At 57.5% G+C, this 24,239-nt stretch carries 24 protein-coding genes and 1 pseudogene; 21 read left to right on the plus strand and 4 right to left on the minus strand.

What is annotated here, in order from left to right; all coding sequences use genetic code 11:
- The first annotated feature begins 8 nt into the window (after positions 1-8).
- The 12 genes from rpsP to R0J87_RS15420 all read left to right on the plus strand — a co-directional run bounded on the left by rpsP (position 9) and on the right by R0J87_RS15420 (position 11,725).
- The gene (gene rpsP / locus R0J87_RS15365; RefSeq protein WP_009724081.1) at positions 9-257 is read left to right on the plus strand and encodes a 30S ribosomal protein S16; all 249 of its coding nucleotides are present in this window, start codon (positions 9-11) and stop codon (positions 255-257) included.
- A 50-nt stretch (positions 258-307) separates the two neighbouring features.
- Complete coding sequence (gene rimM / locus R0J87_RS15370; RefSeq protein WP_311063556.1) at positions 308-853, plus strand: ribosome maturation factor RimM; 546 nt, start codon at positions 308-310, stop codon at positions 851-853.
- 89 nt (positions 854-942) lie between these two features.
- Positions 943-1,734, plus strand: a complete 792-nt coding sequence (gene trmD / locus R0J87_RS15375; RefSeq protein WP_498887251.1) for a tRNA (guanosine(37)-N1)-methyltransferase TrmD — start codon at positions 943-945, stop codon at positions 1,732-1,734.
- Positions 1,735-1,883: 149 nt separating this feature from the next.
- Complete coding sequence (gene rplS / locus R0J87_RS15380) at positions 1,884-2,240, plus strand: 50S ribosomal protein L19 (protein WP_404344674.1); 357 nt, start codon at positions 1,884-1,886, stop codon at positions 2,238-2,240.
- 103 nt (positions 2,241-2,343) lie between these two features.
- Positions 2,344-3,225, plus strand: coding sequence for a site-specific tyrosine recombinase XerD (gene xerD, locus R0J87_RS15385; protein ID WP_498887220.1), 882 nt, complete (start codon positions 2,344-2,346; stop codon positions 3,223-3,225).
- Between the two features lie 19 nt (positions 3,226-3,244).
- Positions 3,245-3,991 (plus strand): DsbC family protein, encoded by a 747-nt coding sequence (locus R0J87_RS15390; protein ID WP_498887221.1) that lies wholly within the window; start codon positions 3,245-3,247, stop codon positions 3,989-3,991.
- A gap of 85 nt (positions 3,992-4,076) precedes the next feature.
- Entirely contained in the window at positions 4,077-5,393 is a 1,317-nt protein-coding gene (locus R0J87_RS15395) for a homoserine dehydrogenase (RefSeq protein WP_188637515.1), read from the plus strand.
- A gap of 3 nt (positions 5,394-5,396) precedes the next feature.
- Complete coding sequence (gene thrC / locus R0J87_RS15400; protein ID WP_498887224.1) at positions 5,397-6,785, plus strand: threonine synthase; 1,389 nt, start codon at positions 5,397-5,399, stop codon at positions 6,783-6,785.
- Between the two features lie 6 nt (positions 6,786-6,791).
- Positions 6,792-8,588, plus strand: a complete 1,797-nt coding sequence (locus R0J87_RS15405) for a single-stranded-DNA-specific exonuclease RecJ (protein ID WP_498887226.1) — start codon at positions 6,792-6,794, stop codon at positions 8,586-8,588.
- A gap of 71 nt (positions 8,589-8,659) precedes the next feature.
- Positions 8,660-9,277 carry a YitT family protein gene (locus tag R0J87_RS15410; RefSeq protein ID WP_188637518.1) on the plus strand — a complete coding sequence of 206 codons (618 nt, stop codon included), beginning with the start codon at positions 8,660-8,662 and terminating at the stop codon, positions 9,275-9,277.
- 111 nt (positions 9,278-9,388) lie between these two features.
- A complete protein-coding gene (locus R0J87_RS15415; RefSeq protein WP_498887253.1) occupies positions 9,389-10,846 on the plus strand; it encodes a cytochrome P450 in 1,458 nt (485 codons plus the stop codon).
- Positions 10,847-10,849: 3 nt separating this feature from the next.
- On the plus strand, positions 10,850-11,725 hold the full coding sequence (locus R0J87_RS15420) for a lysophospholipid acyltransferase family protein (RefSeq protein ID WP_498887228.1): 876 nt from the start codon (positions 10,850-10,852) through the stop codon (positions 11,723-11,725).
- Positions 11,726-11,832: 107 nt separating this feature from the next.
- Here R0J87_RS15420 and R0J87_RS15425 read toward each other — a convergent pair whose 3' ends face one another.
- Entirely contained in the window at positions 11,833-14,343 is a 2,511-nt protein-coding gene (locus R0J87_RS15425; RefSeq protein WP_498887230.1) for a heavy metal translocating P-type ATPase, read from the minus strand.
- Positions 14,310-14,762, minus strand: coding sequence for a MerR family transcriptional regulator (locus tag R0J87_RS15430; RefSeq protein ID WP_404345969.1), 453 nt, complete (start codon positions 14,760-14,762; stop codon positions 14,310-14,312). Before R0J87_RS15430 ends, R0J87_RS15425 begins: the two co-directional genes overlap by 34 nt.
- A gap of 266 nt (positions 14,763-15,028) precedes the next feature.
- On the opposite strand from R0J87_RS15430, the gene R0J87_RS15435 reads away from it, so the two are divergent.
- The 8 genes from R0J87_RS15435 to rimI all read left to right on the plus strand — a co-directional run bounded on the left by R0J87_RS15435 (position 15,029) and on the right by rimI (position 22,848).
- Positions 15,029-16,381: an OmpP1/FadL family transporter gene (locus R0J87_RS15435; RefSeq protein WP_498887232.1), complete on the plus strand. Its 1,353-nt coding sequence runs from the start codon at positions 15,029-15,031 to the stop codon at positions 16,379-16,381.
- A 260-nt stretch (positions 16,382-16,641) separates the two neighbouring features.
- Positions 16,642-17,740, plus strand: a protein-coding gene (gene prfB, locus R0J87_RS15440) for a peptide chain release factor 2 (RefSeq protein WP_498887234.1) whose coding sequence is annotated in 2 segments (ribosomal slippage) — positions 16,642-16,716 and positions 16,718-17,740 — 1,098 coding nt in all. Because the reading frame shifts where the segments join, the coding sequence is not laid out codon by codon here.
- Positions 17,741-17,775: 35 nt separating this feature from the next.
- A complete protein-coding gene (gene lysS, locus R0J87_RS15445; protein ID WP_498887236.1) occupies positions 17,776-19,287 on the plus strand; it encodes a lysine--tRNA ligase in 1,512 nt (503 codons plus the stop codon).
- An 89-nt stretch (positions 19,288-19,376) separates the two neighbouring features.
- Positions 19,377-19,763 carry a hypothetical protein gene (locus tag R0J87_RS15450; RefSeq protein WP_498887238.1) on the plus strand — a complete coding sequence of 129 codons (387 nt, stop codon included), beginning with the start codon at positions 19,377-19,379 and terminating at the stop codon, positions 19,761-19,763.
- A gap of 89 nt (positions 19,764-19,852) precedes the next feature.
- Complete coding sequence (locus tag R0J87_RS15455; RefSeq protein WP_188637524.1) at positions 19,853-21,256, plus strand: MFS transporter; 1,404 nt, start codon at positions 19,853-19,855, stop codon at positions 21,254-21,256.
- Between the two features lie 40 nt (positions 21,257-21,296).
- Entirely contained in the window at positions 21,297-21,605 is a 309-nt protein-coding gene (locus R0J87_RS15460; RefSeq protein ID WP_498887241.1) for a BolA family protein, read from the plus strand.
- The gene (locus tag R0J87_RS15465; protein WP_498887243.1) at positions 21,602-22,405 is read left to right on the plus strand and encodes a hypothetical protein; all 804 of its coding nucleotides are present in this window, start codon (positions 21,602-21,604) and stop codon (positions 22,403-22,405) included. The genes R0J87_RS15460 and R0J87_RS15465 overlap by 4 nt, the downstream gene beginning before the upstream one ends.
- Positions 22,402-22,848 carry a ribosomal protein S18-alanine N-acetyltransferase gene (rimI, locus tag R0J87_RS15470; protein ID WP_498887245.1) on the plus strand — a complete coding sequence of 149 codons (447 nt, stop codon included), beginning with the start codon at positions 22,402-22,404 and terminating at the stop codon, positions 22,846-22,848. Before R0J87_RS15465 ends, rimI begins: the two co-directional genes overlap by 4 nt.
- On the opposite strand, the gene R0J87_RS15475 is transcribed toward rimI, so the two are convergent.
- Both R0J87_RS15475 and rsmD read right to left on the minus strand, forming a co-directional pair.
- Positions 22,845-23,039, minus strand: a complete 195-nt coding sequence (locus tag R0J87_RS15475; RefSeq protein WP_159340955.1) for a cell division protein ZapB — start codon at positions 23,037-23,039, stop codon at positions 22,845-22,847. The genes rimI and R0J87_RS15475 overlap by 4 nt on opposite strands.
- Before the next feature lie 119 nt (positions 23,040-23,158).
- Positions 23,159-23,779: a 16S rRNA (guanine(966)-N(2))-methyltransferase RsmD gene (gene rsmD / locus R0J87_RS15480; protein ID WP_498887247.1), complete on the minus strand. Its 621-nt coding sequence runs from the start codon at positions 23,777-23,779 to the stop codon at positions 23,159-23,161.
- A 90-nt stretch (positions 23,780-23,869) separates the two neighbouring features.
- On the opposite strand from rsmD, the pseudogene R0J87_RS15485 reads away from it, so the two are divergent.
- Positions 23,870-24,239: pseudogene (locus R0J87_RS15485) on the plus strand (signal recognition particle-docking protein FtsY); the annotation flags it as partial.

A 24,239-nucleotide genomic window follows, 5' to 3' on the forward strand; every position in this document is an offset into this window, starting at 1 on the left:
GTTATCGTATGGTTACCATTCGTTTGGCACGTGGTGGCGCCAAAAAGCGTCCCTTTTATCACCTGACTGTTACCGATTCTCGCAACGCCCGTGACGGTCGTTTCATCGAGCGTATCGGCTTTTTCAACCCGGTTGCCCGTGGTCAAGAAGAACGTCTGCGCGTTGATCTTGAGCGTGTAACTCACTGGCAGAGCCAAGGCGCCCAGCTGTCTGGTCGTGTTGCTGAGCTGGTTAAAGAAGCGCGCAAGCAGGCCTAAGCCTGTTGATCGCGTAAGAATAGATGCTGTGGTAGCAGGAGTGGTCGTCAATGACGCGTTTTGAAACTAGCCATACTGACGACACACACGTGGTGCTTGGTAAGCTAACCAGCCCTCACGGGATTAAAGGTTGGCTAAAGGTGTACTCCTATACCAGCCCCATGGACAGCATTCTAGAGTACCCCGAATGGTGGGTGCGCCAAGGGGAAACCCTCACGCGCATGACCGTGATTCAGGGGAGTCGGCAAGGTAAAGGGTTGGTGGTGCAGTTAAAAGGTGTGGATGACCGAACGGCAGCCGAAGCGCTGGCGCAAGCGGATATCCTAATGCCGAAAGAGTCACTGCCTGAGCTTTCCGACGATGAGTACTACTGGCATGAGCTTGAAGGCATGAGTGTCTTTACTCAGTCAGGCGAGCGGTTAGGGCAGGTCAGCTACCTGTTTGAAACCGGCGCGAACGATGTCATGGTGGTGCGTGGTGACAATGACGCAATCGACAAGCGCGAGCGACTGTTACCTTTCTTGCCCAATGATGTGATCGTTGATATCAACCTGGAAGACCGCCGCATGGTAGTCGACTGGGATCCTGAGTTTTAATGAGCCAGCCTGCTTTGAATAAACTGATGGATACAGATGCAACGGTAGCAACAGACGCGCAAGCGAGTCAGCCGACAGACGCCCCGGCGATGTGGATTGGCGTAGTGTCGCTGTTTCCCGAAATGTTTGACGCGATTACCCAGCAGGGTGTCATTAGTCGCTCAATAGAGAAGCAGCGAATTGCGCTAGAGTTTTGGAATCCGCGCGATTACGCCACTGACCGCCACCGCAGCGTGGACGATCGCCCCTATGGCGGCGGCCCCGGAATGCTAATGAAGGTAGACACCCTGAGGGCTGCTATCTTTGATGCTCGCCAACGTGCCGAGCAGGCAACTGGGCTAACGCCAACAGTGATCTACCTGTCGCCCCAAGGGCGTAAGTTAGATCAGCAAGGGGTTCAAGCGCTCGCCTCAGCCGGCCCTTTAGTGGTGGTTGCAGGGCGCTATGAAGGGATCGACGAGCGGGTGGTAGAAGGTGACATCGATGAAGAGTGGTCAATTGGCGACTATGTGCTGAGCGGCGGCGAGCTGCCCGCGATGGTGCTGATTGACGCAGCGGCAAGGCTGATACCCGGCGTGCTGGGCCATCAGGATTCCGCTATCGAAGACTCGTTCAACGACGGCTTGTTAGACTGTCCGCACTATACCCGTCCTGAAGTGATCGACGGGCGTCATGTGCCTGACGTGCTGCTAAGCGGTAATCATGCAGCCATCAAGCGCTGGCGGTTGAAGCAGTCTTTGGGCCGCACTTGGCAGCGTCGTCCTGATTTGTTGGCAGGACGTACATTAACCGCTGATCAGCAGCGGCTGTTAGACGAGTTTATCGAGGAACACGCCTCGTCCGCTTTGTTGACAGAGACAAAGTTAGCAGAGACAAAGTAGACCAGGGCGGCGGTGCAGGGCGACAGCAGCAGCTTGCGCACCTGTGTCACCCATAACGACTCCCGCGTGGCTCGCTTCGAGCGCCGGGATCACGGTTTGCCCCTTCCACAACTGCGTGGCAAGCCATTACGTTATTTAGGAGCATGAAGATGAGCAGCAAGAATAAGGTGATCCAGGCGATCGAATCCGAGCAAATGAGCAAAGAGATTCCTGCTTTTGCACCGGGCGACACCATTGTCGTTCAGGTTAAAGTAAAAGAAGGTACTCGTGAGCGTCTGCAGGCATTTGAAGGTGTGGTAATCGGCAAGCGTAACCGCGGCCTGAACTCCGCTTTCACCGTACGTAAAATCTCCCACGGTGTTGGCGTTGAGCGTACCTTCCAGACCTACAGCCCGCTGGTTGACTCTATCGAAGTCAAGCGTCGCGGTGATGTTCGTCAAGCCAAACTTTACTACCTGCGTGAGCGTAGCGGTAAGTCGGCGCGTATCAAAGAAAAGCTGGGTTAATAGCCGCTTTTCACGGGCGCGTAGCGCTCGGATACGGAAAACCCCGTCACCGCTTTGCGGGGCGGGGTTTTTGTTTGTTGCCTTCTAGTGAGACCGTTAGCCTATGAGCGTGATTGATGCCTATCTGGATGCTCTTTGGCTAGAGCAAGGGGCCAGCGACCATACGCTAGCGGCCTATCGGCGCGATTTAACCGCCTGGCAGCAGCAGCTTGAGCGCGACAGTGAAACGTTGCTCACCGCCTCGCCAGAGCGTTTTGGCACTTGGATGGAGCAGCGTCGCGAGCAAGGCTATCAGCTGCGCAGCAATGCCAGAGTATTATCATCGCTGCGCAGTTTTTATCGCTGGGCGCGGCTCTATGGGCATATCGACAGCGACCCTCTGGCGAATGTGACGCTACCCAAAGTGCGCCCCAGTCTGCCCAATACGCTGGAGGAAGAGGAGGTTGAGCGCCTGCTGCTAGCTCCGGATGTGGGCACGCCGCTGGGTGTGCGTGACCGCACTATGCTGGAGCTGCTCTACGCCTGCGGGCTGCGGGTGTCTGAGCTTGTTGGCCTGACCGGCGATGCAGTCAACTTGCGCCAGGGGGTGGTGCGCGTGCGTGGCAAAGGGGATAAAGACCGCCTAGTGCCCATGGGGGAGGAGGCCGCCGAGTGGCTGGCGCAATACTTAAAAACAGCGCGCCCGGCGTTGATGCAAGACCCCACGCGCCCGGCGCTGTTCCCTGGGCGAGGCGATAACGCCATGACACGCCAGACGTTTTGGCACCGTATTAAAGCCCACGCCATCACCGCAGGCATATCGCGGCCGCTGTCGCCACATACACTGCGACACGCCTTCGCGACTCATTTATTGAATCATGGGGCTAATTTGCGGGTCGTACAGCTGCTGCTAGGTCATAGCGACCTATCCACTACGCAAATTTATACACACGTTGCCCAGGCGCGCCTGGAGCAACTGCACGCTGAACACCATCCGCGAGGTTAATCAAAGAATGCGTCAACGTATGCCCTCAGTTGCGAAATCCTGCGCCCCTTTGTTAGTACTAGCAGGCAGTTTATTGCCTACTTTTGCCTACGCCGATGATGTAGCCGAGCGCTTGGCTGAGAATTTACAGGTCAATGGTCAGGCAATGCCAGTTGAGCAGGTAAGTGTCACGCCCATGGAAGGGGTGTATCACGTTCGTCTGGAGAGCGGTGAGTCGTTCTATTCGAATGCGGACGGCAGCCACTTTTTGGTAGGGGACCTCTACCAAAATGCGGATAATGGGCTGGTGAATTTAACCGAGCAGTCCCGCAACCAAGAGCGTGCAGAGGCGCTGGCGGCGATTCCAGAGAGCGAGCGTGTGGTCTTTCGGGGTGTCGATGAACCTAAAGCCACGGTGGTGGTGTTTACCGACCCCACCTGCCCCTACTGCGAGCGCCTGCATGAAACCATCCCCGAGCTCAACGAGCGTGGGATTGCGGTACACTATCTAGCCTTCCCTCGAGCGGGCATGGATAGCGGCGCTGCCACTACTTTGCAGCAGGTATGGTGCTCTGATAATCGCAGCGAGGCGATGAATCAGGCCAAAGAAGGGCAGGCGATTGCCGCGAGCGCAAGCTGTGATAACCCAGTGGCTGACCAGTACGCCCTGGGGCAAGCGCTGGGCGTGCAGGGTACCCCCGCCATCCTTCTGCCTGACGGGCAAATGGTGCCTGGGTTTGTACCCCCCGACCGGCTCGTTGCCATGTTAGGCTTGGAAGATGAATAACGTCACCTGAGTGACGAACGATTACGCTGAGACACTGAATTAAGAGGCGGCACCTGCGGGTGCCCAACACGAAAGGGGAAGTATTTTGAAACCGGTAAGAGTAGGCATTTGTGGGTTAGGCACTGTCGGTGGCGGCACCTTTAACGTATTGACGCGCAACGCGGACGATATTAGCCGCCGCGCAGGCCGCCCGATTGTGATTGAGCAGGTTGCCCACCGCAGTATTCATCCCGACTGCGATATTACCGGCATTAACGCGACGACCGATGTGTTTGAAGTCGCTAACAACCCCGATGTGGATGTGCTGGTTGAGCTGATTGGCGGTTACGACATTGCTCGCGAGCTGGTGCTCACCGCGATTGCCAACGGCAAGCACGTGGTTACCGCCAACAAGGCGCTGATCGCCGTTCACGGTAACGAGATTTTCCGTGCGGCCCACGAAAAGGGCGTCATCGTGGCGTTTGAAGCGGCGGTCGCTGGCGGTATTCCGGTGATTAAGTCGCTGCGCGAAGGCCTGGGTGCCAACCGCATTGAGTGGGTGGCTGGCATCATCAACGGCACCGGCAACTATATTCTGACCCACATGCGTGACGAAGGCCGTGCCTTTGAAGACGTATTGGCTGAAGCGCAGGCGCTGGGTTACGCCGAATCTGACCCTACCTTCGACGTGGAAGGTATTGATGCGGCCCACAAGCTGACCATTCTTGCCTCCATTGCTTACGGCGTGCCGCTGCAGTTTGAAAAAGCCTTCACCGAAGGCATTTCGCGCATCACCGCCGAAGACGTGGAGCAGGCCGACAACCTCGGTTACGTCATCAAGCATCTGGGTATTTCCAAGCGTACCGATCAAGGCCTTGAGCTGCGCGTTCACCCCACGCTGATTCCGAAAGAGCGCCTGCTGGCCAATGTACACGGCGTGAAAAACGCCATTGCGGTGATGGGCGACGCCGTCGGCCCGACGCTGTATTACGGCGCGGGTGCGGGTGCTGAGCCAACGGCATCTGCGGTGGTCGCTGACCTGTTAGACGTGGCGCGCGATATCACCACTGACCACCACTACCGTGTGCCTTACCTGGCGTTTAGCGGCATTGACGAAGACGTCAGCCAACTGCCGATTATGCCGATGGAAGATATCACCACGGCCTACTACCTGCGCCTGCTGGCAGTAGATCGCCCCGGCGTGCTGGCCCGTGTGGCCACCATTCTGGCCGAGCAGGGCATCTCCATTGAAGCGCTGATCCAAAAAGAAGCCACTGAAGGCGAGCTGGTGCCGATCATTCTGCTGACGCACCGCACCAAAGAGAAGCAGATGAACGAAGCCATCCGCGAGATCGAAGCCATGGCGGATATCGCAGGCCCCGTCACGCGTATTCGCGTGGAAAGCCTGGACGAAGGAGAGTAACCGATGCGCTATATCAGCACGCGTGGGCAAGCGCCCGCGCTCTCTTTCGAAGAGGTGGTGCTCACCGGTATGGCCAGCGACGGCGGCCTCTATGTGCCGGAAACGCTGCCTGAGTTCTCCAAAGAGGAGCTGGCCGACATGGCCGGGCTCTCCTACGCCGAGATCGCCTTTCGGGTGATGAAGCCGTTCGTGAACGGTGAGATCGACGACGAGACCTTCCGCCGTTTGGTGACCGAGGCGTACGCCACGTTCAACCACGACGCGGTGTTGCCGCTTAAGCAGTTAGATGCCAGCCACTTCCTGCTAGAGCAGTTCCACGGCCCGACGCTGGCGTTTAAAGACGTGGCGCTGCAACTGCTGGGACGGCTGCTGGATCACTTCCTGAAGAAGCGCAACGAGCGCGCGGTGATCATGGGGGCAACCTCCGGGGATACCGGCTCGGCGGCGATTGAAGGCTGCCGCCACTGCGACAACCTGGATATCTTTATTCTACACCCCCATAACCGGGTGTCCGAAGTGCAGCGCCGCCAGATGACTTCGGTGCTGGCCAATAACGTCTTTAACATCGCCATTGAAGGTAACTTTGACGATGCCCAGGCGATGGTGAAAGCCAGCTTTGCCAATCAAGACTTCTTGAACGGCACACGGCTTGTGGCGGTGAACTCGATCAACTGGGCACGCATCATGGCTCAGATTGTTTACTACATCGCTTCAGGTGTTGCTCTCGGTGCGCCCCAGCGGGAAGTGAGCTTCTGCGTTCCGTCGGCTAACTTTGGTAACGTGTTTGCAGGCTATATGGCCTACAAGATGGGCCTGCCGGTGAAGCAGTTCATCATCGCCACTAATGCCAACGACATCCTGCACCGCACCCTAGCGGCCAACGACTTCTCCAAGAAAGAGCTGGCGGCCACGTTAGCGCCCTCGATGGATATCGTCGTGTCGTCCAACTTTGAGCGCCTGCTGTTCGATGCCTACGAGCGTGATGGTGCCGCCGTGGCAGCACTGCTGGAGCGCTTCCAGCAAGAGCCCACCGCACTTGCCGATGCGCCGCTGGCCAAGCTGCGCGAAAAATTCGCCAGCTACAGCGTCGATGACGAGACGATTCTGGAAGTGATTCGTGAAGCCCACCACCGCACCGGCGAGATTCTTGATCCGCATACGGCTACCGGCTATCGAGCGGCCGAGCGGGCGCGTGTAGACACCTCCACGCCGATGATCACCCTGGCCACCGCCCACCCGGCGAAATTCGCCGAGGCGGTAGTGAAAGCGGGCTTCCAGGGTGTGCCGCTGCCGACCCACATGGACGACCTGTTGGAGCGTGAAGAGCGCTACACGGTGTTGCCCGCAGAATTGAGCGCGGTACAGCAGTTCGTTGCTGACAACCGCCGCTGAGGTGATATGACCCAGGTGTCAGCACTTTCTCAGCAGAGTAGCCAGCCCCGCCTAGAGCCTCGTCCCCTGGACGAGGCTGTTTATTTGCGTGCGCAGTCTGAAGGGTTGAGCGAGCTACAGGCGCGGCTCTTGGCATCGCGGCTGCCCGGCTATACCGGAGAGCTTGCGCCGCTGGTGTCGCCAAGCCTTCGCTATCTTGTGCATCCTGAACAACTCGCCGATGGTCGCCGTGCCGCCGAGCGGATTGCCCAGGCGGTCGCTGAAGGCGAGTCCATTGGTATTCTGACTGACTACGATGTGGACGGCATCACCTCCCACGTGGTCATTCGGCGTACGCTGGTCGAGCTATTTGGCGTGCCCGAGCACAAGCTACACAGCTTAATTGGTCACCGCATTCACGACGGCTACGGCATCAGCCTGCCGCTGGTGGAGCGAACGCTCAGTTTAAAGCCGCTGCCCACACTGGTGATTACCGCCGACTGCGGCAGCTCAGATGAGCCGCGCATTGCGCGCCTAAAGGCGGCGGGTATTGATGTGGTGGTCAGCGACCACCACGCGCTGCCGTTAGAAGGCCCACCGCCCTCTGCGTATGCCTGCGTGAACCCGACCCGCAGCGACTGCCACTACCCGGATAAAACCATTGCAGGTTGCATGGTGGCGTGGCTGCTGATGTCGCTCGCCCGCGGCGTCTTGGTGGAGTGGGGTGCGCTGCCGGAGGCCACGCCCAAGCTCTCACCGTGGCTCTCCTTCGTGGCGTTAGGCACCGTGGCGGACTGCGTCTCGCTGGGTGGAAGCCCCGCCAACCGTGCGGTGGTGAACTACGGCTTGACGCTGATCAACCGTATGGATGCCGCCTGCTGGCGGGCTATGGCAGCGCGGTTAGGGGCCGACAGCGTGCCCTTCAACGCTGAAACCTTGGCGTTTCAGATGGGCCCCAGGATCAACGCCCGTTCGCGGCTAGATGACCCATACGCGGCGCTGCACTTTATGCTGGCAGAGAGCGACGGTGTCGCGAACCGTCAACTCGAAGTGCTGGACCGGGATAACCAGTCCCGCAAGGCGATTGAGGCGGATATGGCCGAGGAGGCGAGGGCGCTCGCCGTTCCCGCCTTGGAGGCCAATGAGCCTGCCGTCGTGGTGCTGTTGGAAGATGGCCACCCCGGCGTGCAGGGCATCGTCGCCTCGCGGCTGGTGCAGGCCTACGGACGCCCAGCCGTGGTGCTCACGCGGGCAGCCGCGCCCAATATGCTCACCGGCTCCGGCCGCTCCATTGAGGGGCTGCACCTAAGAGATGCCCTGCAGCGCACCTTTGAGCTTGCTCCTGAGTCGCTGCCGCGCTTTGGGGGGCATAGTGGTGCCGCAGGTGTAGGCGTGCCACGGGAGCAGCTAGCGGCTTTCAAAGCCGCGTTTTTGCAAGCGGTAGGCGAGCAACTTGGCGACACACCGCTCTACCCGCGTCTGTGGACCGATGGCGAGCTCTCGACCGCTCAGCTCTCGCTGACGACGCTGGTGGAAATCGAGACGTTAGGCCCCTACGGGCGAGAGTTCGACCCGCCGTTATTTGAAGGGCGCTTTATTGTGGAAGCGCTGCGCCCGGTGGGTGCAGAAGGTTCGCACCTGATGATGGAGCTCTCCATGGGGGCCGTGACCAGCAAAGCGATTTGGTTTCGCGCGCTCACACCGGGGGAACTGCCCTCGTTTAGCGTGGGCGATACGCTGCACTGCGCTTACAAGCTCAATCGCAACCGCTGGCGCGGCCGCGAGTCACTACAACTGATGGTGGAGCACGCTAGCCCCGTTTAATACTCTCCGCTATCCTCGCGTCCTTGGCCGTTTAAGCGGCCGCTCTAATAATCCTAAAAAAGGACGCACCTATGCGCATGGAAGACCTGCCTAAAGACCCCCACAAGCCCTATGAAGACATCATGGCTATGCTGTTGGGCACGCTGTTTGTGGCGCTAGGGGTGACGTTTTACACCCACGCGGTGCTGCTCACCGGCAGTACTGCAGGGCTTGCGCTGTTGCTGAACTATGTCACGGGGTGGGGGTTTGGCATCTGGTTTTTCGCTATCAACCTGCCTTTTTACTATCTGGCGATCAAACGCATGGGGTGGAGCTTTACGCTGCGCACCTTTGCGGCCATCGGCTTGGTATCGCTGTTCTCCGAACTCACGCAAGGGTGGGTCGAGTTTGCCAACGTGCCTTCGCTCTACGCGGCGCTGATGGGCGGCGCATTAATGGGGATTGGCATGCTGATGCTGTTTCGCCACCGCACCAGCCTCGGCGGTATCAACATTCTCGCCCTCTACCTGCAGGACAAACACGGCCTGCGGGCGGGCTATGTGCAGCTCGGCATCGATGGCGTGATTCTGCTGATCGCCCTAACCCAGCTACCCCTAGACCGCGTAGGCTACTCGGTGCTCGGCGCGCTGACGCTAAACCTGATTATCGCCCTGAACCATAAGCCGGGGCGCTATATTGGCGTGAGTTAAGGGGTGGGGTAACGCATGGTTGAGTTGAACGGCCTCGAGCAGTATAGAAACAGTGCCAATACGCGTGCCTACACGTCAAATCATTACAATGAGGAATCGAACGTGTCCCTGATGAAAGCCTCTGTGAAAGCGCCGAGCAAGGCAAGTTTATTATGCGACTCTCAGCGCCTTGCTGAAGCGTTAGAGTTGACTCAAAGTCAGCCACCACCGGTGACCGTGACGCCGGCTCCGGCACATCAAGGTATTTTAGGAAGAATGCGTCGCGCGCAGAATAACTTGCTCTCAGTATGGCGAGAGCGAGACTACTCTGTTTATACATCCAACATGAAACTTGTAAATCAAGATTATGTTTTATGTAACAGCCCCGATTCGGTTCGCAAAGTCTTTCTCGAAGAGCATGATAATTATGATCGAAAAAGCCCGCAAATGCGTAAAGCATTAAACCCTTTGCTTGATGACGGGTTGTTTATCAGCGATGGAGAGTTATGGCGTGAGAGAAGAAAACAGTGTGCGCCTTCTTTAAGTAACAATTTGTTGCCTGGTTTCTGTTCTATTATGACAGATGCCGCTATGGAAACTGCCGAGCAATGGGCCGAGCATCCACAAGATGAGCCCATCGATATGCTTACGGAAATGGCACATCTAACAGCACGAATTATTGGACGTACTATTTTTGGTGATGATACGACCGATGAAGAAGCTGAGCAGGTGGTTGCCGGGTTTACTGAGTATCAGCGCCATTCAGAGCATTTAGAACTTGCTGATATGGTAGGTCTTCCCTTTTTGAATTTGATGGGTAATCCATTAAGAAAAAGACGCATCCGTTACTCAGCGGATCAGGTGCATGAAGTGATCGATCGGATTATTGAGCGATCCATAAGCGCTCCTGAACAGCATCGTCACAGCTTGGTTAACAGTTTCATGTCAACCTTGGACGGTGCAGATGGCTGTCCTATGGGCCGAAAGGCCGTCAGAAATGAAGCCATTGTTATGTTTATGGCTGGACACGAAACCACGGCGAATGCACTCGCTTGGTGTTGGTATCTCTTGGATTATGATCCTCGGGTGATGGAAACGCTCCAGGCTGAGCTGGACGAAGTGCTGGGAGGTAGGGAGCCCTGTTATGAAGATGTTGAAAAGCTCCCCTATACAATGGCGGTGTTCGAGGAAGCTATGCGACTTTATCCCCCCGTGCCTATGTTGAGCCGTCAGGCGCGAGGTCAAGGTCAAGTGCGTAATAGGGAAGTAACAACAGGAGCTGTTTTATTGATTTCACCATGGCTTTTACATCGGCATCGTAAGTTATGGGACGCTCCAGAACATTTTGTACCGGAACGCTTTTTACCTAAAGTGCCGCGACCCGATAAGTTTACATACCTGCCGTTTAGTGTTGGTCATCGTGTTTGTTTAGGCAAGCGTTTCGGTCTATATGAAGGGGTACTATGTTTAGCAGCGTTAGCTCAGAAATACACACCACAGCTACTACCAGGGCACCGCGTGGATATCGAATGCCGGCTCACGCTACGTCCTAAAGGTGGACTCCCAATGCTGCTAAAGTCTCGGGGATGATCGATGAAAGCTATTATGGACAGCGATCGTCTGTTAGCCGGTATCATGCAAGGGCTGCCGGTTTCTCTGGTATCTGATTTAGGGGCATACCAAGGAAGGCGTTATGCCCAGAAAGCCTTAAAGCGCCGAGCACTCTGGGTAGAGAGGCTTTATCACAATTTAGAGTTTCTCTATGAGCGTAGTTTAGATGAAAGTGAGCGCTGGCTTTTGCTAAAGGCTTATGCAGAGCAGCTGGGGCGTGTATATGCTGAGATATCAGTATTGCCCAAGTTGGTTGATCACCCGGCATTGAACATTATTAATCAAGATATTTTAGATGCCGTTGAGGGCCCTTTTTTGACGGTCATGCCTCATTTGGCTAACTGGGAAACCGTGTTTATTTTATTAAGGCGTTTGGCAAAACCTCAGTGTGTTTTATACGAGCCTCGAGAAACTGAAACCAGAATGAAACTTGCTATGAGATCGAGGCAAACGCTGATGCCATTGGCGAAGTTTGTGTCAACGTCGCAAGCCCAGCCTATGCGTGCACTGTCTAAGACGTTAGAGCAGGGTGGAGGAGTGCTGATGGTGCCTGACGCACCAGGCTCAAAAGGCCTGATACCTGCATTTGGTAAGTCCCCGTTAACCCAAGGAAATCGATGGCTTGCAGCAAAGCTAGCGGCGAATCATGGAGCACGGGTAGTGCCAGTGTGTGTGACTCGGCTTGAGGGTGCGAACATGTCTTTGACAGTCCATCCGCCTTTGCCAATAGACGCTAAACTAACTCCAAGAGAGCAGGCGCTATGTTATGCAGAGGGGATGGATAATTTGTTTGAGACGTGGGTGCGTCAATCTCCAACAGACTGGTATTGGTTAAAAGACGTCAAACTGTATATTTAATGAGTTTTAATTTTATGGCTCCTTGTCTTATACCATCACCTAACTGAGCCAAAACCACCAAACGATAACGCCAATCACACCGATACCCGCCAAGTTAATCACTACGCTCATACGGCCTCCTGTTGGCTGGGCTTCCATAACCGCAGGCGGTTGGCGTTGCTGACCACGGTAATCGAAGAGAGCGACATGGCAGCGCCCGCAATAATGGGTGACAACAGCATGCCGGTAAGGGGGTAGAGCACGCCAGCGGCAATTGGGATGCACAGCACGTTATAACCAAACGCGCCGATCAGGTTCTGTTTAATGTTGGTCAGCGTGGCCCGGCTAAGCTCAATCGCTGTGGCCACGCCGTGCAGCGAGCCGCGCATCAGCGTCATACCGGCGCTCTCCATGGCGATATCGGTGCCCTGTCCGATGGCAAAACCCACGTTGGCCCGGGCCAGTGCGGGGGCGTCGTTAATACCGTCGCCCACCATGCCGACCACTTCGCCTGCCGCTTGGCGGCGCTCAATCTCGGCGTGCTTGTCGTCGGGCGTCATACCTGCCTTGAACTCGCTAATGCCGACCTCACGGGCCACCGCAGCGGCGGTATGTTCGTTATCGCCCGTCAACATCACCACGGTTAATCCGTCATCCTGCAAGCGCTTCACGGCGGCGGCGGCATCTTTGCGCAGCGGGTCGCTAACGCCGAAGAGGGCGGCCAGCTGGCCATTCACCGCTAAATAAACCAGCGAGCGCGCCTTGGCTTCCAGCTGGCGAATGCTCTCGTTTGCTGGGGAAAGGTCGACGCCAGACTCATCCAGTAGCCGTGCATTACCTAGCAGCAGCACATTGTCGGCGCTAGTGCCTTTCACCCCGCCACCGGTCACGCTTTCAAAGGTGCTGAGTGCGCTTGGTTGAGCGTTGTGCTCCTCAGCGTAGGCCGTCAGCGCTTTGGCCAGCGGATGCTCCGAGCGGCTCTCTAGGGCGGCCACCCAGGCCAGTACTTGGGTGCTATCGTTATGCAGCACCGTTGCCTCAGTGACACGCGGCTTTCCTTCGGTCAGCGTGCCGGTCTTGTCCACCACCAGGGTGGTCAGACGGCTCGCGGTTTGCAGCGCTTCGCCGCTGCGCACCAGCACGCCATGCTCGGCGGCTTTGCCCACACCAATCATGGTAGAGATCGGGGTGGCCAAGCCCAGCGCGCAGGGGCAGGCGATAATCAGCACGGTGGTCGCGGTCACCAGCATGTGAATGACCACCGGAGCAGGCCCCAGGTTGTACCAGGCCAGCGCCGTCAGCACTGCAATGATCATCACGGCGGGCACGAACACGCCGGAGATTTTATCGGCCAGCTCGCCAATTGGCGGGCGGGAGTTTTGTGCGCTGGCCACCTGCTCGGTAATGCGCCCCAAACGGGTATCGCGGCCGATGCGGGTGGCGCGGTACACCAAGCTGCCGCTGCCATTCACCGTGCCTGCGCTTACCTCTTCATCCGCTGTTTTGTGCACCGGCACGGGTTCGCCGGTGAGCATCGACTCATCGATATAGCTCTGGCCGTCGAGCACTACGCCATCCACCGGCAGCCGTTCACCGGGGCGTACGCGGATATGGTCATCCAGCGCTACCTCGTCCACCGCAATCTCTTGCTCAACCCCGTTGCGTATCACTCGGGCAGTTTTTTCTTGTAGGTCGAGCAGGCGTTTAAGGGCGCTGCTGGTGCGGCCTCGGGCGCGTAGCTCCATGGCGTTGCCCAGCAAAATAAGCCCCACCACCATGGCCGACGCTTCAAAATAGATGCCCTGAGCCACCTCCGGCAGCCAGGGGGCGAAGAGCACCACCATCATCGAGTAGAGCCAGGCGGTGCCGGTGCCCATCGCCACCAGGGTGTCCATATTGGCCTGATGATGTTTGAGCTGTTTCCAGGCGTTGGTGAAAAAGTGCCGCCCGGGAAAGGCCAAAATAGCGAGCGTCAACAGGCCAATCACCAGCCAGTACAGGCGGCCGACGCCCATAGGGTGTGGGTGATAGAAGAACATACTCAGCATCAGCGGAATGGCGAGGGAGAGCGACAGCACGCTGCCCTTGAGGCGCTGGCGGTAGGTAACGGCCTCTTGCGCCTCGCGCGTGCGCTCGGCTTCGCGCATATCCACAATCGGTTCGGCGCGATAGCCCGCCTCAGCAACGGCCGCCATTAGCGCTTCCTGAGTAGCACTGCCAGTGACTTGTGCGGTGTGGGTGCCAAAATTCACCGAGGCACTGTTCACACCAGGGGTATGGGACAGCGCTTTTTCGACGCTTTTTACACAGCCCGCGCAGGTCATGCCGCTAATCAGCAGACGCAGTTGGGGCGCATCCACGGGAGCGCTCTGCAATTCAGCGGGTTCAGGTGCGTCTGTGTATGCTGCGTCACTCGCGTCGTTGCTGGGCGGGTAGCCCGCTTCGTTGAGCGCACTATCCAGCGCTTGATCGTCGAGGAAACTGGTCACTTCCAGACGCTTTTCTGCAGGAAACCCTTCCACTTGGGCGGCCGGGTCCTGGGCTTGAATGGCCTCACGCATGCGCTTGACGCAGCCCTGGCAGTTCATGCCCGGCACGGTGCGTTTTAGCATGAGGGCTTGCTCGGTGTTGCGCTGCATGGGGCCTCCTCAGGAAAACTTTCGATTAAGCGGCACAGGCTGTGGCCATCGGGGGTGCCATCGGGCATGTCTTGCCAACTCTCCAGTGCTTGCTCCATTCGCTGGGCAAGCGCTTCGAGTTCGGCAATGCGTGCGCGTATTTGCGGCAGCCGATGAGCGAGCAGGTCGCGCACTAGCGGGCAGGGGGAATCGCCTTGGTCGGCATGGGCGAGAATGTCGCGGATTTCCGCCACGCTAAACCCCAGCTTTCGCGCCCGCTGAATAAAGTGCAGCCGCTCCAGGTCGGTGGATGAAAAAAGTTGGTAGCCATTATCAGGGTGGCGTGTGGGCGAGAGCAGTCCTTCTCTTGTGTAGTGGCGAACAGTCTCAGCAGTCACGTTGCCACGTTTGGCAAGTTCGCCCACTTTTAAGTCGTTCAGCACTGTTTTTCTCCTGGGCCGCCATTTATGTTGTTTAAAATAGTGTAAAACCCTTGGGTTACCCATAGGTCAAGCGTGCGTGACAGTATCAGTCGGAATGACTAAAACACTGATTTAAAACGGCCGTGCGACTAATGTATAAGTAAAAAACAAAATAAAACGCTCGTTTACCCTTGAACCAAACCCTACATTGGGCGAAAACTGAAGTGTAGGAACAACGCGGGTGGATGGCACAGTCCGCCGGATCATCGGGAGAGAGGCCCACAATGCATAATAACTTTAAAAAACTAACCCTAGTGGCCGCGGTAGCAGCAGTAGCTTTTGCTAGCCAAGCCAACGCAGGCGGATATCAAATCAACGAGCAGAGCGTGAGTGGGCAAGGCTATGGCCATGCAGGGCGGAGCTCCAACGTGCACGATGCCACCATTGTGTACGGTAACCCGGCGGGTATGTCGTTCCTCGATCGCGCGCAGATTACGGCGGGCGGTACTTTCCTAAGCGTCGATACGGATATTAGTAATGTCACGGCGAACCGCACGTTGGATGCCGGTGTTGCTCAAGGCGGTGCCCCCGTCGGTACTCAGGTGCCTATCGGTGCGATTCCTGGAACGAACGATGGCGATATGGTGCCAGGCACTTTAGTGCCCTTCGCGTTCTATGCTCATCCCGTCAATGAACAGCTGGCGTTTGGTTTTGGCGTTTACGCACCGTTCGGTTCTAAAACCGAGTACGAGGATACGTTCCAGGGCCGTTATTTTGGCGATTACACCGAGCTTCGTGTAGTGAGTGCGCAGCCGACCGTCTCTTACCGCTTTAACGATCAGTGGTCGGCCGGTATCGGTATCACGTACAACCAAGTAGAAGGCGAGCTGCGTCGTCAACTGCCCACTAGCGCTGCCTTTAATGCGGCGGGTGACATCGATTCACGGGTAGAGGGTGATGACGATGGCTGGGGCTATAACCTGGGCGTCATTTATCAGCCGGTGCCAGAAACAACGCTTGGCCTGACCTATCGTTCTGCGGTTGATTACGAACTGGAAGGCACCTTCCAAGCCACAGACCCGCTGGGCAACGTGGTACGTGCGGATACCGCTAACCTGGATCTGACCACTCCTGAAACGGTTAACTTCTCGCTAACTCAACAAATGACCGACCGCCTGAAGCTGATGTTCGGCGCATCATGGGTGCGTTGGAGCCAGTTTGAAGAGATCTCAATCATCGGTAGCCAAGGTAACGAAATTACCAACGAGCAGCAAAACTACTCAAATGCCTGGGCCTTTGCCTCTGGCGGTGAGTATCAGCTAACGCCGACGTTAGCGCTGCGCGCTGGCGTAACGCTAGATTTTACTCCCACCAATGACCAAGACCGTAGCGTACGTATTCCCTCCGATGAGCGTCGTATCTTCTCTGTTGGCGCTGGCTGGAGCCCGACCCCGGATCTGACGCTGGACTTCGCCTACTCCTACCTTACCGAGCGCAGCACCTTTGTTGAGCAAGATCGTCAAGACTTGCTTGCCAGTGCCCAGACCGGTGGTGTGCCCGTTGGCGGCGCCACTTACTCGGCTGACTACAAAAACCAAGCTCACGGCTTTGGTGCTCAGCTGACCTATCGGTTCTGATCGGCTGCTCGCGCTTACTGATCGGTCTTCGACCTACTGACCCGGCTTCGGCCGGGTTTTTTACGTTAGCAACGAAGGGCTGGGTGGATGCGGTATGCGCTGGGTTTCGTTACAATGCGTGCCAGAATTCTGCCGCTGGGGTGGCTCGCGAAGGTGTTAAGCGCCACGCTGCGAGTCACCTCAGCGGCGCCTGTCTCTTTTAAGCCGCGTTTTAGCGCGCATGAGACCCCGCTATTTACTGAACAAGGCTAGGGCGATCCATGTTGGAAACCAACCCGATTCATAACCAGATCAAGGACCTGTCTGAGCGGACAGACGTTCTTAGGGGGTATCTTTGACTATGCCGAGCGTAAAGATCGGCTAGAAGAAGTTTCCCGCGAGCTTGAAGACCCCAACGTCTGGAACGACCCAGACTATGCCCAGAAATTGGGCAAAGAGCGTGCCTCCCTCGAAGCTATTGTAGCGACCATCGACGAGTTAGATCAGGGCCTGGCCGATAGCCGCGACCTGCTGGAACTCGCCGAGATGGAAGAGGACGAAGGCACCGTTGAGGAAGTGCGTAAAGAGCTGGATGGCCTGCAAAGCGCCCTAGGAAAACTCGAGTTTCGCCGCATGTTCTCGGGAGAAATGGATGAGAACAGCGCTTATCTGGATATTCAATCGGGTTCTGGCGGCACGGAAGCGCAGGATTGGGCCAATATTCTGCTGCGTATGTACCTGCGCTGGGCAGAAAGCCATGGGTTTAAAGCCGAAATCATCGAAATCTCGGCGGGCGAAGTGGCAGGTATCAAGTCAGCGTCCATCCATATTCAGGGTGATCACGCATTTGGTTGGCTGCGCACGGAAACCGGCGTTCATCGCTTAGTGCGTAAAAGCCCGTTTGATTCCGGCGGCCGCCGCCATACCTCGTTTGCATCGGTGTTTCTGTCACCTGAAATCGACGATAGCTTTGAGGTGGAAATTAACCCCTCTGATCTGCGCGTCGATACCTACCGCTCCAGCGGTGCCGGTGGTCAGCACGTTAACACCACTGACTCTGCCGTGCGGATTACCCACGAGCCCACGGGCATTGTGGTGGCGTGTCAGAACCAGCGCAGCCAGCATGCCAACCGCGACTTCGCCATGAAGCAGTTAAAAGCGAAGCTGTGGGAGTTTGAAATGCAAAAGCGCAATGCGGCCAAGCAGGAAGCAGAAGACTCCAAAGCCGATATCGGTTGGGGTAGCCAAATTCGCTCTTACGTATTGGACGATCAGCGCATTAAAGATCTGCGTACCGGCGTTCAGTCCAGCAACTGCGACAAGGTGCTTGATGGCGATCTGGATCAGTTTATCGTCGCCAGCCTGAAGCAGGGTTTGTAATCTTTTTTAGCGTTTGAACATAAATAGGGTGCCCGATGGCTAACCAAGACGCGTCTTCTCTCGACAACGAAAACCACCTGATTGCCGAGCGCCGTGCCAAGCTCACTGCCCGTCGTGAGCGTGCCGCTGAGCAGGGTAAGAGCGCTTTTCCGAATGATTTTCGCCGCGACAGCTTAACCGTCGAGCTCCACAACCTGCTGGGTGAGAAAGAGAAAGCCGAGCTGGAAACGCTAGGGCATCAGGCGTCTGTAGCGGGGCGCGTGATGCGCCAGCGCGGCCCGTTTATCGTCATCCAGGACGTGGCAGGCCAAATTCAGCTCTACGTAGACAAAAAAGGGCTGCCGGAAGACGTGCTGGAAGACATCAAAGGCTGGGATATCGGCGATATCGTGGCGGCGCGTGGCCCGGTGCATAAGTCGGGTAAAGGCGACTTGTACGTCATGATGGAAGAGGCGCAGCTGCTGACCAAGAGCCTGCGCCCGCTGCCGGACAAGTTCCATGGCCTGACCGACCAAGAAGCGCGCTACCGCCAGCGCTACGTCGATCTGATCATGAACCCGCAGTCCCGTAAGGTGTTCGAGACCCGTGCCGCGGTGATCAGCTCCATGCGTCGCTTCTTTGAAGCCCGTGGCTTTATGGAAGTGGAAACGCCGATGCTGCAGCCGATTCCCGGCGGCGCGGCGGCACGCCCGTTCATCACTCATCACAATGCGCTGGATATTGATATGTATCTGCGTATTGCGCCGGAGCTTTACCTGAAGCGTCTGGTGGTGGGTGGTTTCGAGAAAGTGTTTGAAATTAACCGTAACTTCCGTAACGAAGGGCTGTCTACGCGGCATAACCCCGAGTTCACCATGGTGGAGTTCTACTGGGCCTACGCAGATTACCGTGACCTTTTAGACATGACTGAAGCCATGCTGCGCACGGCCGCGCAGGAAGTGTTGGGCACCACGTTGATTACCTACCAAGGGACAAGCTACGACTTTGGCCAGTCCTTCAACCGCCTGACGCTGCGCAATGCCATTCTTGAGCACGGTGACGGCATCACCGATGCCGACCTGGATACCCTGGATGCTGCCCGCGCTGCGGCGGAAAAACTGGGCATCAAGGTCAAAGAGAGCTGGGGCCTGGGTAAAGTTCAAACCGAGATCTTTGAAGAAGTGGCGGAACACAAGCTGGACCAGCCCACGTTCATCACTGAATATCCGGCAGAAGTCAGCCCGCTGGCGCGTCGTAACGATGCCAACCCCTTCGTCACCGACCGCTTTGAGTTCTTCGTCGGTGGTCGCGAGATCGCTAACGGCTTCTCCGAGCTTAATGACGCCGAAGACCAAGCAGAGCGCTTCCGTGAGCAGGCAGCGGAAAAAGACGCCGGCGACTTAGAAGCGATGTACTTTGACGCCGACTACGTGCGCGCACTGGAGTACGGCTTGCCGCCCACGGCAGGCGAGGGGATTGGTATTGACCGTTTAGTGATGCTGTTTACCGACAGTGCCTCTATTCGAGACGTGCTGCTGTTCCCTGCGATGCGCCCTGAGGTCGATTAACGCTAAACTTGGCGGTGGCGGACGAAAAGTTGGTAAGGGCGCGACTTAGCGCCCATAATGGTCAACGTTTCGACGGCGAGGAGAATCCAATGAAACTGCTAAATCGCTCTGCCCTGAGCGTCAGGCCGACCCAGACCTTCGTGGACTGGATCAATGCGCTCGAACCCACCATGGGAGACGACGACCTGACCCTGGACGACGTCGAACGTGAAAGTACGGTGTACCTCATTCCTGAAATGGATACCCCTGAGGCGCTGGAAACGTTTGTCCGTGACCGCCACGCTGAAATTCTCGAAACCGAACTGCGTGCTTGGGAAGAGGATGAGCGCCAGTGGCCAGAGAAGCTGGATTGGTCACTGTTTCAGGATTTCCTGCGCGTTGAACACAGCTACTTAGCCATCGACCTAGACGACGAAACCGCCCTGGAAATTTCAGAGGTGGACGACGCGTTGCTGCTCGACAGCGAACAAGATTAGCGTGCTATTATTTTTAGCGTAAGCGCATTGTGAAACCGGCTTCGGCCGGTTTCGCCGTTTCAGAGGGTGTTGTTTAGGAACTCATCACCATGCGACTGTTTGAAACTCGCCCCGGCGACGATGGCCTGCCAGGGCCAGAGCGCCTGCTCGCTGTCTTAGCACTGGTTACGGGTACGCTCATGGCCGTGGTGGATACCACCATGATCAACCTCGCCCTGCCTACGATTGCCGCTGACCTAAATGTGTCTGCCTCGCGGGCCGTCTGGATTACTAACTTATTCCAGGTGGTGTGTGCGGCGTTTTTGCTGGTTTTTGCGGGTGTGAGTGAGCTGATTACTCGTCGGCGGCTTTACCTATTTGGCTTGGCGACCTTCGTACTCGCCGCGCTGGGGGCAGCGCTGTCACGCAATCTAGAAACGCTGCTGGTATTTCGCGCGCTACAGGGCTTGGGGGCGGCAGCGACGCTCTCTATCGGGCCATCGCTCTATCGGGCTATTTTTCCCTCTAGGCTATTAGGCAGCGCCCTAGGCTTAAGCGCACTGGTGGTGGCGGGAGGCTATGCGGCAGGCCCAACGCTCAGCGGGGTGATTCTCTCGTTTGCCGACTGGCCGTGGCTGTTTGCGCTGAACGTGCCGTTAGGGCTTTGCTCTCTTTGGCTAGCTCACCGTGCGCTGCCGCGGGATACACCCCGCCAGGGCAGCTTCGATACGCTGGGCGCGGTGTACTCTATGGTGATGCTGGCGAGCTTTTTTGTCGCCATGGATGCCGTCGGGCACGCCGCGCCCGTTTGGCAAAGCGGCGGCTGGGCACTATTGGCCGTGACCGCGTGTGGGCTGTTTATCCGTCGCCAGCGTCGTGCCCCTTACCCGTTATTACCGCTGAGTGTGTTTGCTGAGAAGCGCTTTACGCTGGCGGTGTCGGCATCAGGGCTGGCGTTTATCGGCCAGGGGTTAACCTTTGTGGCGCTGTCGTTCTTTTACCAAGAGCAGATGGGGTTTTCGCCTTTAGAAACCGCGTGGCTCTTCACCCCGTGGCCGCTGGCCATTATGGTCATTGGGCCCCTTGCCGGGCGCTTGGCAGACCGTATTAACCCTAGCTTGCTGTCGAGCGTGGGGCTGGTATTGCTGATTGTGGGATTGGTGGCGCTGGCGCTGGTGGATGAAAGTACGGGAGTAGCGGGCAGTCTGTGGCGCACGGCGCTGTGCGGTATTGGCTTTGGCCTTTTCCAGCCGCCGAATAATCGCGAAATGATGGGCAGCCTGCCGCCGGAGCGCAGCGCAAACGTCTCAGGGGTGATGAGTACCACGCGTACGGTAGGGCAGTCGTTTGGGGTTGCACTGGTGGGTGCTGCCCTCGCGTTGGGAGCACCTATCCAAGTTACCCTGTGGCTGGGAGCCGGAACAACGTTCTTGGCCTTGTTGGCAAGTCTATCGCGGGTTCGCGTGGCCCAGCGCGCTCTGGTTGAGCGGCGGGCATCGTCTGCTGGCCGGTAAGGGCGTACAATAAGTGAGTTGCTGATTGAAGGAGCCTTCCATGACGATGCAGACACAGATAGAGCAGAAGTTAGCGGCCTTAGCCCCTGACGTGCTGCAGGTCGAAAACGAAAGCCATATGCACAACGTGCCGGCGAATTCTGAAACCCACTTCAAAGTTACCCTGGTTAGCGACAGCTTCGACGGCATAATGCCCGTTAAGCGCCACCAGCAAATTTATGCGCTGCTGGCGGATGAGCTCTCGGGCCCCGTGCACGCGCTAGCGCTACACCTCTATACGCCCAAAGAGTGGCAGGCGCGAGGCGCTGCGCGGCCGAATTCACCTAATTGTCGTGGCGGCGGGCAGTGACACCCGAAGTTGCGCGTCGGCACTACCTGGATGCCATGGGCATTACTGCCTGGGCGTCCCGTTATCAGTTACCCAACGCACTCCCTACGCAGGCATGCGAGTGGGACGAAACGCCTGCCAAGACGCCTCCCCGCGAGCGGCTGCATGCGCTATTAGATGATGCCCCTGCGCCGCGTCCGCGCAGCCAAGCACCTGTTGCGGAGCCTAGCTCTACCGTTGCTTCGCCGTCGGCGGTAAGGGCTCTGCTGGGTCATGCGCCAGCGGCTGAACCACCGCCGGAAGTCAGTGCGACGCCTGCACCCAGCGCAAGTGCGGCCGAGCCGCTCAAACCGCTTAACTTTAGTTTTTCGTGCCTGTGTGTCGGCGGGCGCTGGTTAAGTATTTGTGAAGGCGAGATGTCACCGGTGGAGCAGCAACTGCTGGCGAATATACTGCGTGCAGCGGGCGTGCATAAGGGCGACATGCCCAAGGTGACCTATTTTAAATGGCCACCTATGGCGACCTCCTTCACCCCCGAAGAGCCGCTTGAAGAAGCGCAAGAAGGGGTGGCCGCGTTTATCGCTGGGGCCGCTAGTCGCCAGGGTTGGCAATTGGAGCAGGTGCTCTGGTGGGGCGCAGAAGATGCCCCAGAGGATTCCCCGCTGGCTCAAGTAGTAGCGTTGGCAAACGGGCAAAGCAGCAGCCTTGAGCTGCCGGTATGGCAAGGCCCACGGCTGGCATCGCTTATCCAGCAGGCTAGCGCTAAGCGTGCGTTATGGCCGCGTTTGGCGGCACTCAGCAAGCAGTGGGGCGGTGAGTGATCGGTAGGCTAAAGGCACATCACGCAGCGCTGTTGCACGCACTGGAAGCCGTCGCCTGCAGCGGTATGAGCCCGCAGCAGTTGAATGAGGCACTGGCGGATGATGATGCGGTAGTGCTGGGAGCGTGGCAGGAGGAGGAGCTTGTTGGCTACGCACTGGTGGCCAAGCTGCCCTTTGACGCAGAGCTACAGGCAATTGGCGTACTGCCTGCCTGCCAAGGACAGGGCATTGGCCAACGACTGCTTCACGATGTAGCGATGGTGGCATCACAGTGGCAAGCGGAGCGGCTGCTGCTGGAAGTGCGCGCCGGTAACCAGCGAGCCATTCATCTGTATCGTCAGGCGGGGTTTGGGGAAGATGGTTGTCGGAAGGGCTACTACCCGGCCGCAAAGGGCACGACCGGGCGTGAGGATGCACTATTAATGTCGCGGCCGTTGGCTTAAGACGCGCTGCTGTCATCCATACCATCGAACTTGCTAAGCACGCCCTGTAAACGACGCTCCCACTCTTCACGCTCCTGCTTTAGCTGGGCGTTTTCGTTACGCAGCTCTTCGTTTTCCAGCTTCATCATCTCCAACGCCTCAACGGTGTCGGTGACTTTCTGTTCTAACTGATTAAAAAGCTCAAGGCTCATGCCTACCTCCGGTAACAAGTGACAGGCAGTGGCCTGTCATTCATGGACATCAAAAATGCGAATCAATCTGCCAATCAGTGGGGCGAGCGTAACGCTGCTGTAAGATGTCGGCAAGCGCTTTACGCAGGCAGGCGTTGATAGAGTCGCGCCATGCTTTCACCCGCCTGGGTTTCGCGGTGTAATTGCCAGTTAGCGGGCACTGTAGGCGTAAGCGAACGTTCGGTTTCCAGGTAGATCATGGCATCACTGGCTAACCAACCGCCTGCTTCCAGCGCGGCGCAGCACGGCGCTGCCAGGCCCTGGTTAAACGGCGGGTCGAGAAAGACCACGTCGGCCGGTTGCCCAGGCTCGGCAAGATACACCTGTGCATCGCGCGTCACGACATGGCCTTGCGTTGCCCCTAGGGTGGCGAGGTTGTCGCTGATCAGAGTGGCGACCTGCCGGTCGCGCTCAACAAAGGTAACGTGTGCAGCGCCCCGAGAAAGCGCCTCAATGCCGAGCGCGCCGGTACCGGCAAATAGGTCAAGTACCTGCTTGCCGTAAAGCGCTTGGCCCAGCCAGTTAAACAGCGTTTCACGCACACGATCCGGTGTCGGGCGTAGGCCCGGGTGGTCGAGTACCGGCAGCATGCGGCGGCGAAAATCGCCACCGATAATGCGCAGCTTACCCGGCGGTTGAGGAGACCCACGCCGAGCCGTCGATGTGCGAGAAGATGAGTGAGAAGAGCGTTGTCGTTTCATAACGCGGATTGTAGCGGGCTACTTATCCAAAGTCTTGGTCTGCGGTGGTAGGATAATCGCAATGTTCACCTATTTAGTCGGATGACACCTATGTTCGGTTTTTTCAAACGTAAGAAAAAGCACGACTCCCAGCAGGAGCCCCAGGACGCCCAAGAGCAGCAGGGACTGCCAGAGGAACCCGAAGGCACGCCTGCTGACGAGGCGACCCCTGCTCCTGAAGCCTCTACACCAGCAGAGGCGCAGGCCGAGGTTAAAGAGACTCAGTCGCCCGCGCCCGCGCCTGGAAGCGTCGCTGATTCGGCTCCAGAACCGGTGACCGAAGAAGAGATTCAGCCAGCCGTGGCAGAAGAGCAGGTTGCGCCCGCTCCGATCCAGGAAGCTGTGCCAGAGCCAGAGCCAGAGCCAGAGCCAGAGCCAGAGCCAGAGCCAGAGCCAGAGCCAGAGCCAGAGCCAGAGCCAG

It is taken from the genome of Halomonas sp. SIMBA_159 (assembly GCF_046536035.1).
Taxonomy (GTDB): Bacteria; Pseudomonadota; Gammaproteobacteria; order Pseudomonadales; family Halomonadaceae; genus Vreelandella; species Vreelandella venusta_A.

Excerpts from the sequence above, each read along its gene's own strand:
- rpsP (WP_009724081.1), top strand. The coding sequence starts at position 9 with ATGGTTACCATTCGTTTGGCACGTGGTGGCGCCAAAAAGCGTCCCTTT.
- rimM (WP_311063556.1), top strand. The coding sequence starts at position 308 with ATGACGCGTTTTGAAACTAGCCATACTGACGACACACACGTGGTGCTT.
- trmD (WP_498887251.1), top strand. The coding sequence starts at position 943 with ATGTGGATTGGCGTAGTGTCGCTGTTTCCCGAAATGTTTGACGCGATT.
- rplS (WP_404344674.1), top strand. The coding sequence starts at position 1,884 with ATGAGCAGCAAGAATAAGGTGATCCAGGCGATCGAATCCGAGCAAATG.
- xerD (WP_498887220.1), top strand. The coding sequence starts at position 2,344 with ATGAGCGTGATTGATGCCTATCTGGATGCTCTTTGGCTAGAGCAAGGG.
- R0J87_RS15390 (WP_498887221.1), top strand. The coding sequence starts at position 3,245 with ATGCCCTCAGTTGCGAAATCCTGCGCCCCTTTGTTAGTACTAGCAGGC.
- thrC (WP_498887224.1), top strand. The coding sequence starts at position 5,397 with ATGCGCTATATCAGCACGCGTGGGCAAGCGCCCGCGCTCTCTTTCGAA.
- R0J87_RS15405 (WP_498887226.1), top strand. The coding sequence starts at position 6,792 with ATGACCCAGGTGTCAGCACTTTCTCAGCAGAGTAGCCAGCCCCGCCTA.
- R0J87_RS15410 (WP_188637518.1), top strand. The coding sequence starts at position 8,660 with ATGCGCATGGAAGACCTGCCTAAAGACCCCCACAAGCCCTATGAAGAC.
- R0J87_RS15415 (WP_498887253.1), top strand. The coding sequence starts at position 9,389 with ATGAAAGCCTCTGTGAAAGCGCCGAGCAAGGCAAGTTTATTATGCGAC.
- R0J87_RS15420 (WP_498887228.1), top strand. The coding sequence starts at position 10,850 with ATGAAAGCTATTATGGACAGCGATCGTCTGTTAGCCGGTATCATGCAA.
- R0J87_RS15425 (WP_498887230.1), bottom strand. The coding sequence starts at position 14,343 with ATGCAGCGCAACACCGAGCAAGCCCTCATGCTAAAACGCACCGTGCCG.
- R0J87_RS15435 (WP_498887232.1), top strand. The coding sequence starts at position 15,029 with ATGCATAATAACTTTAAAAAACTAACCCTAGTGGCCGCGGTAGCAGCA.
- lysS (WP_498887236.1), top strand. The coding sequence starts at position 17,776 with ATGGCTAACCAAGACGCGTCTTCTCTCGACAACGAAAACCACCTGATT.
- R0J87_RS15450 (WP_498887238.1), top strand. The coding sequence starts at position 19,377 with ATGAAACTGCTAAATCGCTCTGCCCTGAGCGTCAGGCCGACCCAGACC.
- R0J87_RS15455 (WP_188637524.1), top strand. The coding sequence starts at position 19,853 with ATGCGACTGTTTGAAACTCGCCCCGGCGACGATGGCCTGCCAGGGCCA.
- R0J87_RS15460 (WP_498887241.1), top strand. The coding sequence starts at position 21,297 with ATGACGATGCAGACACAGATAGAGCAGAAGTTAGCGGCCTTAGCCCCT.
- R0J87_RS15475 (WP_159340955.1), bottom strand. The coding sequence starts at position 23,039 with ATGAGCCTTGAGCTTTTTAATCAGTTAGAACAGAAAGTCACCGACACC.
- rsmD (WP_498887247.1), bottom strand. The coding sequence starts at position 23,779 with ATGAAACGACAACGCTCTTCTCACTCATCTTCTCGCACATCGACGGCT.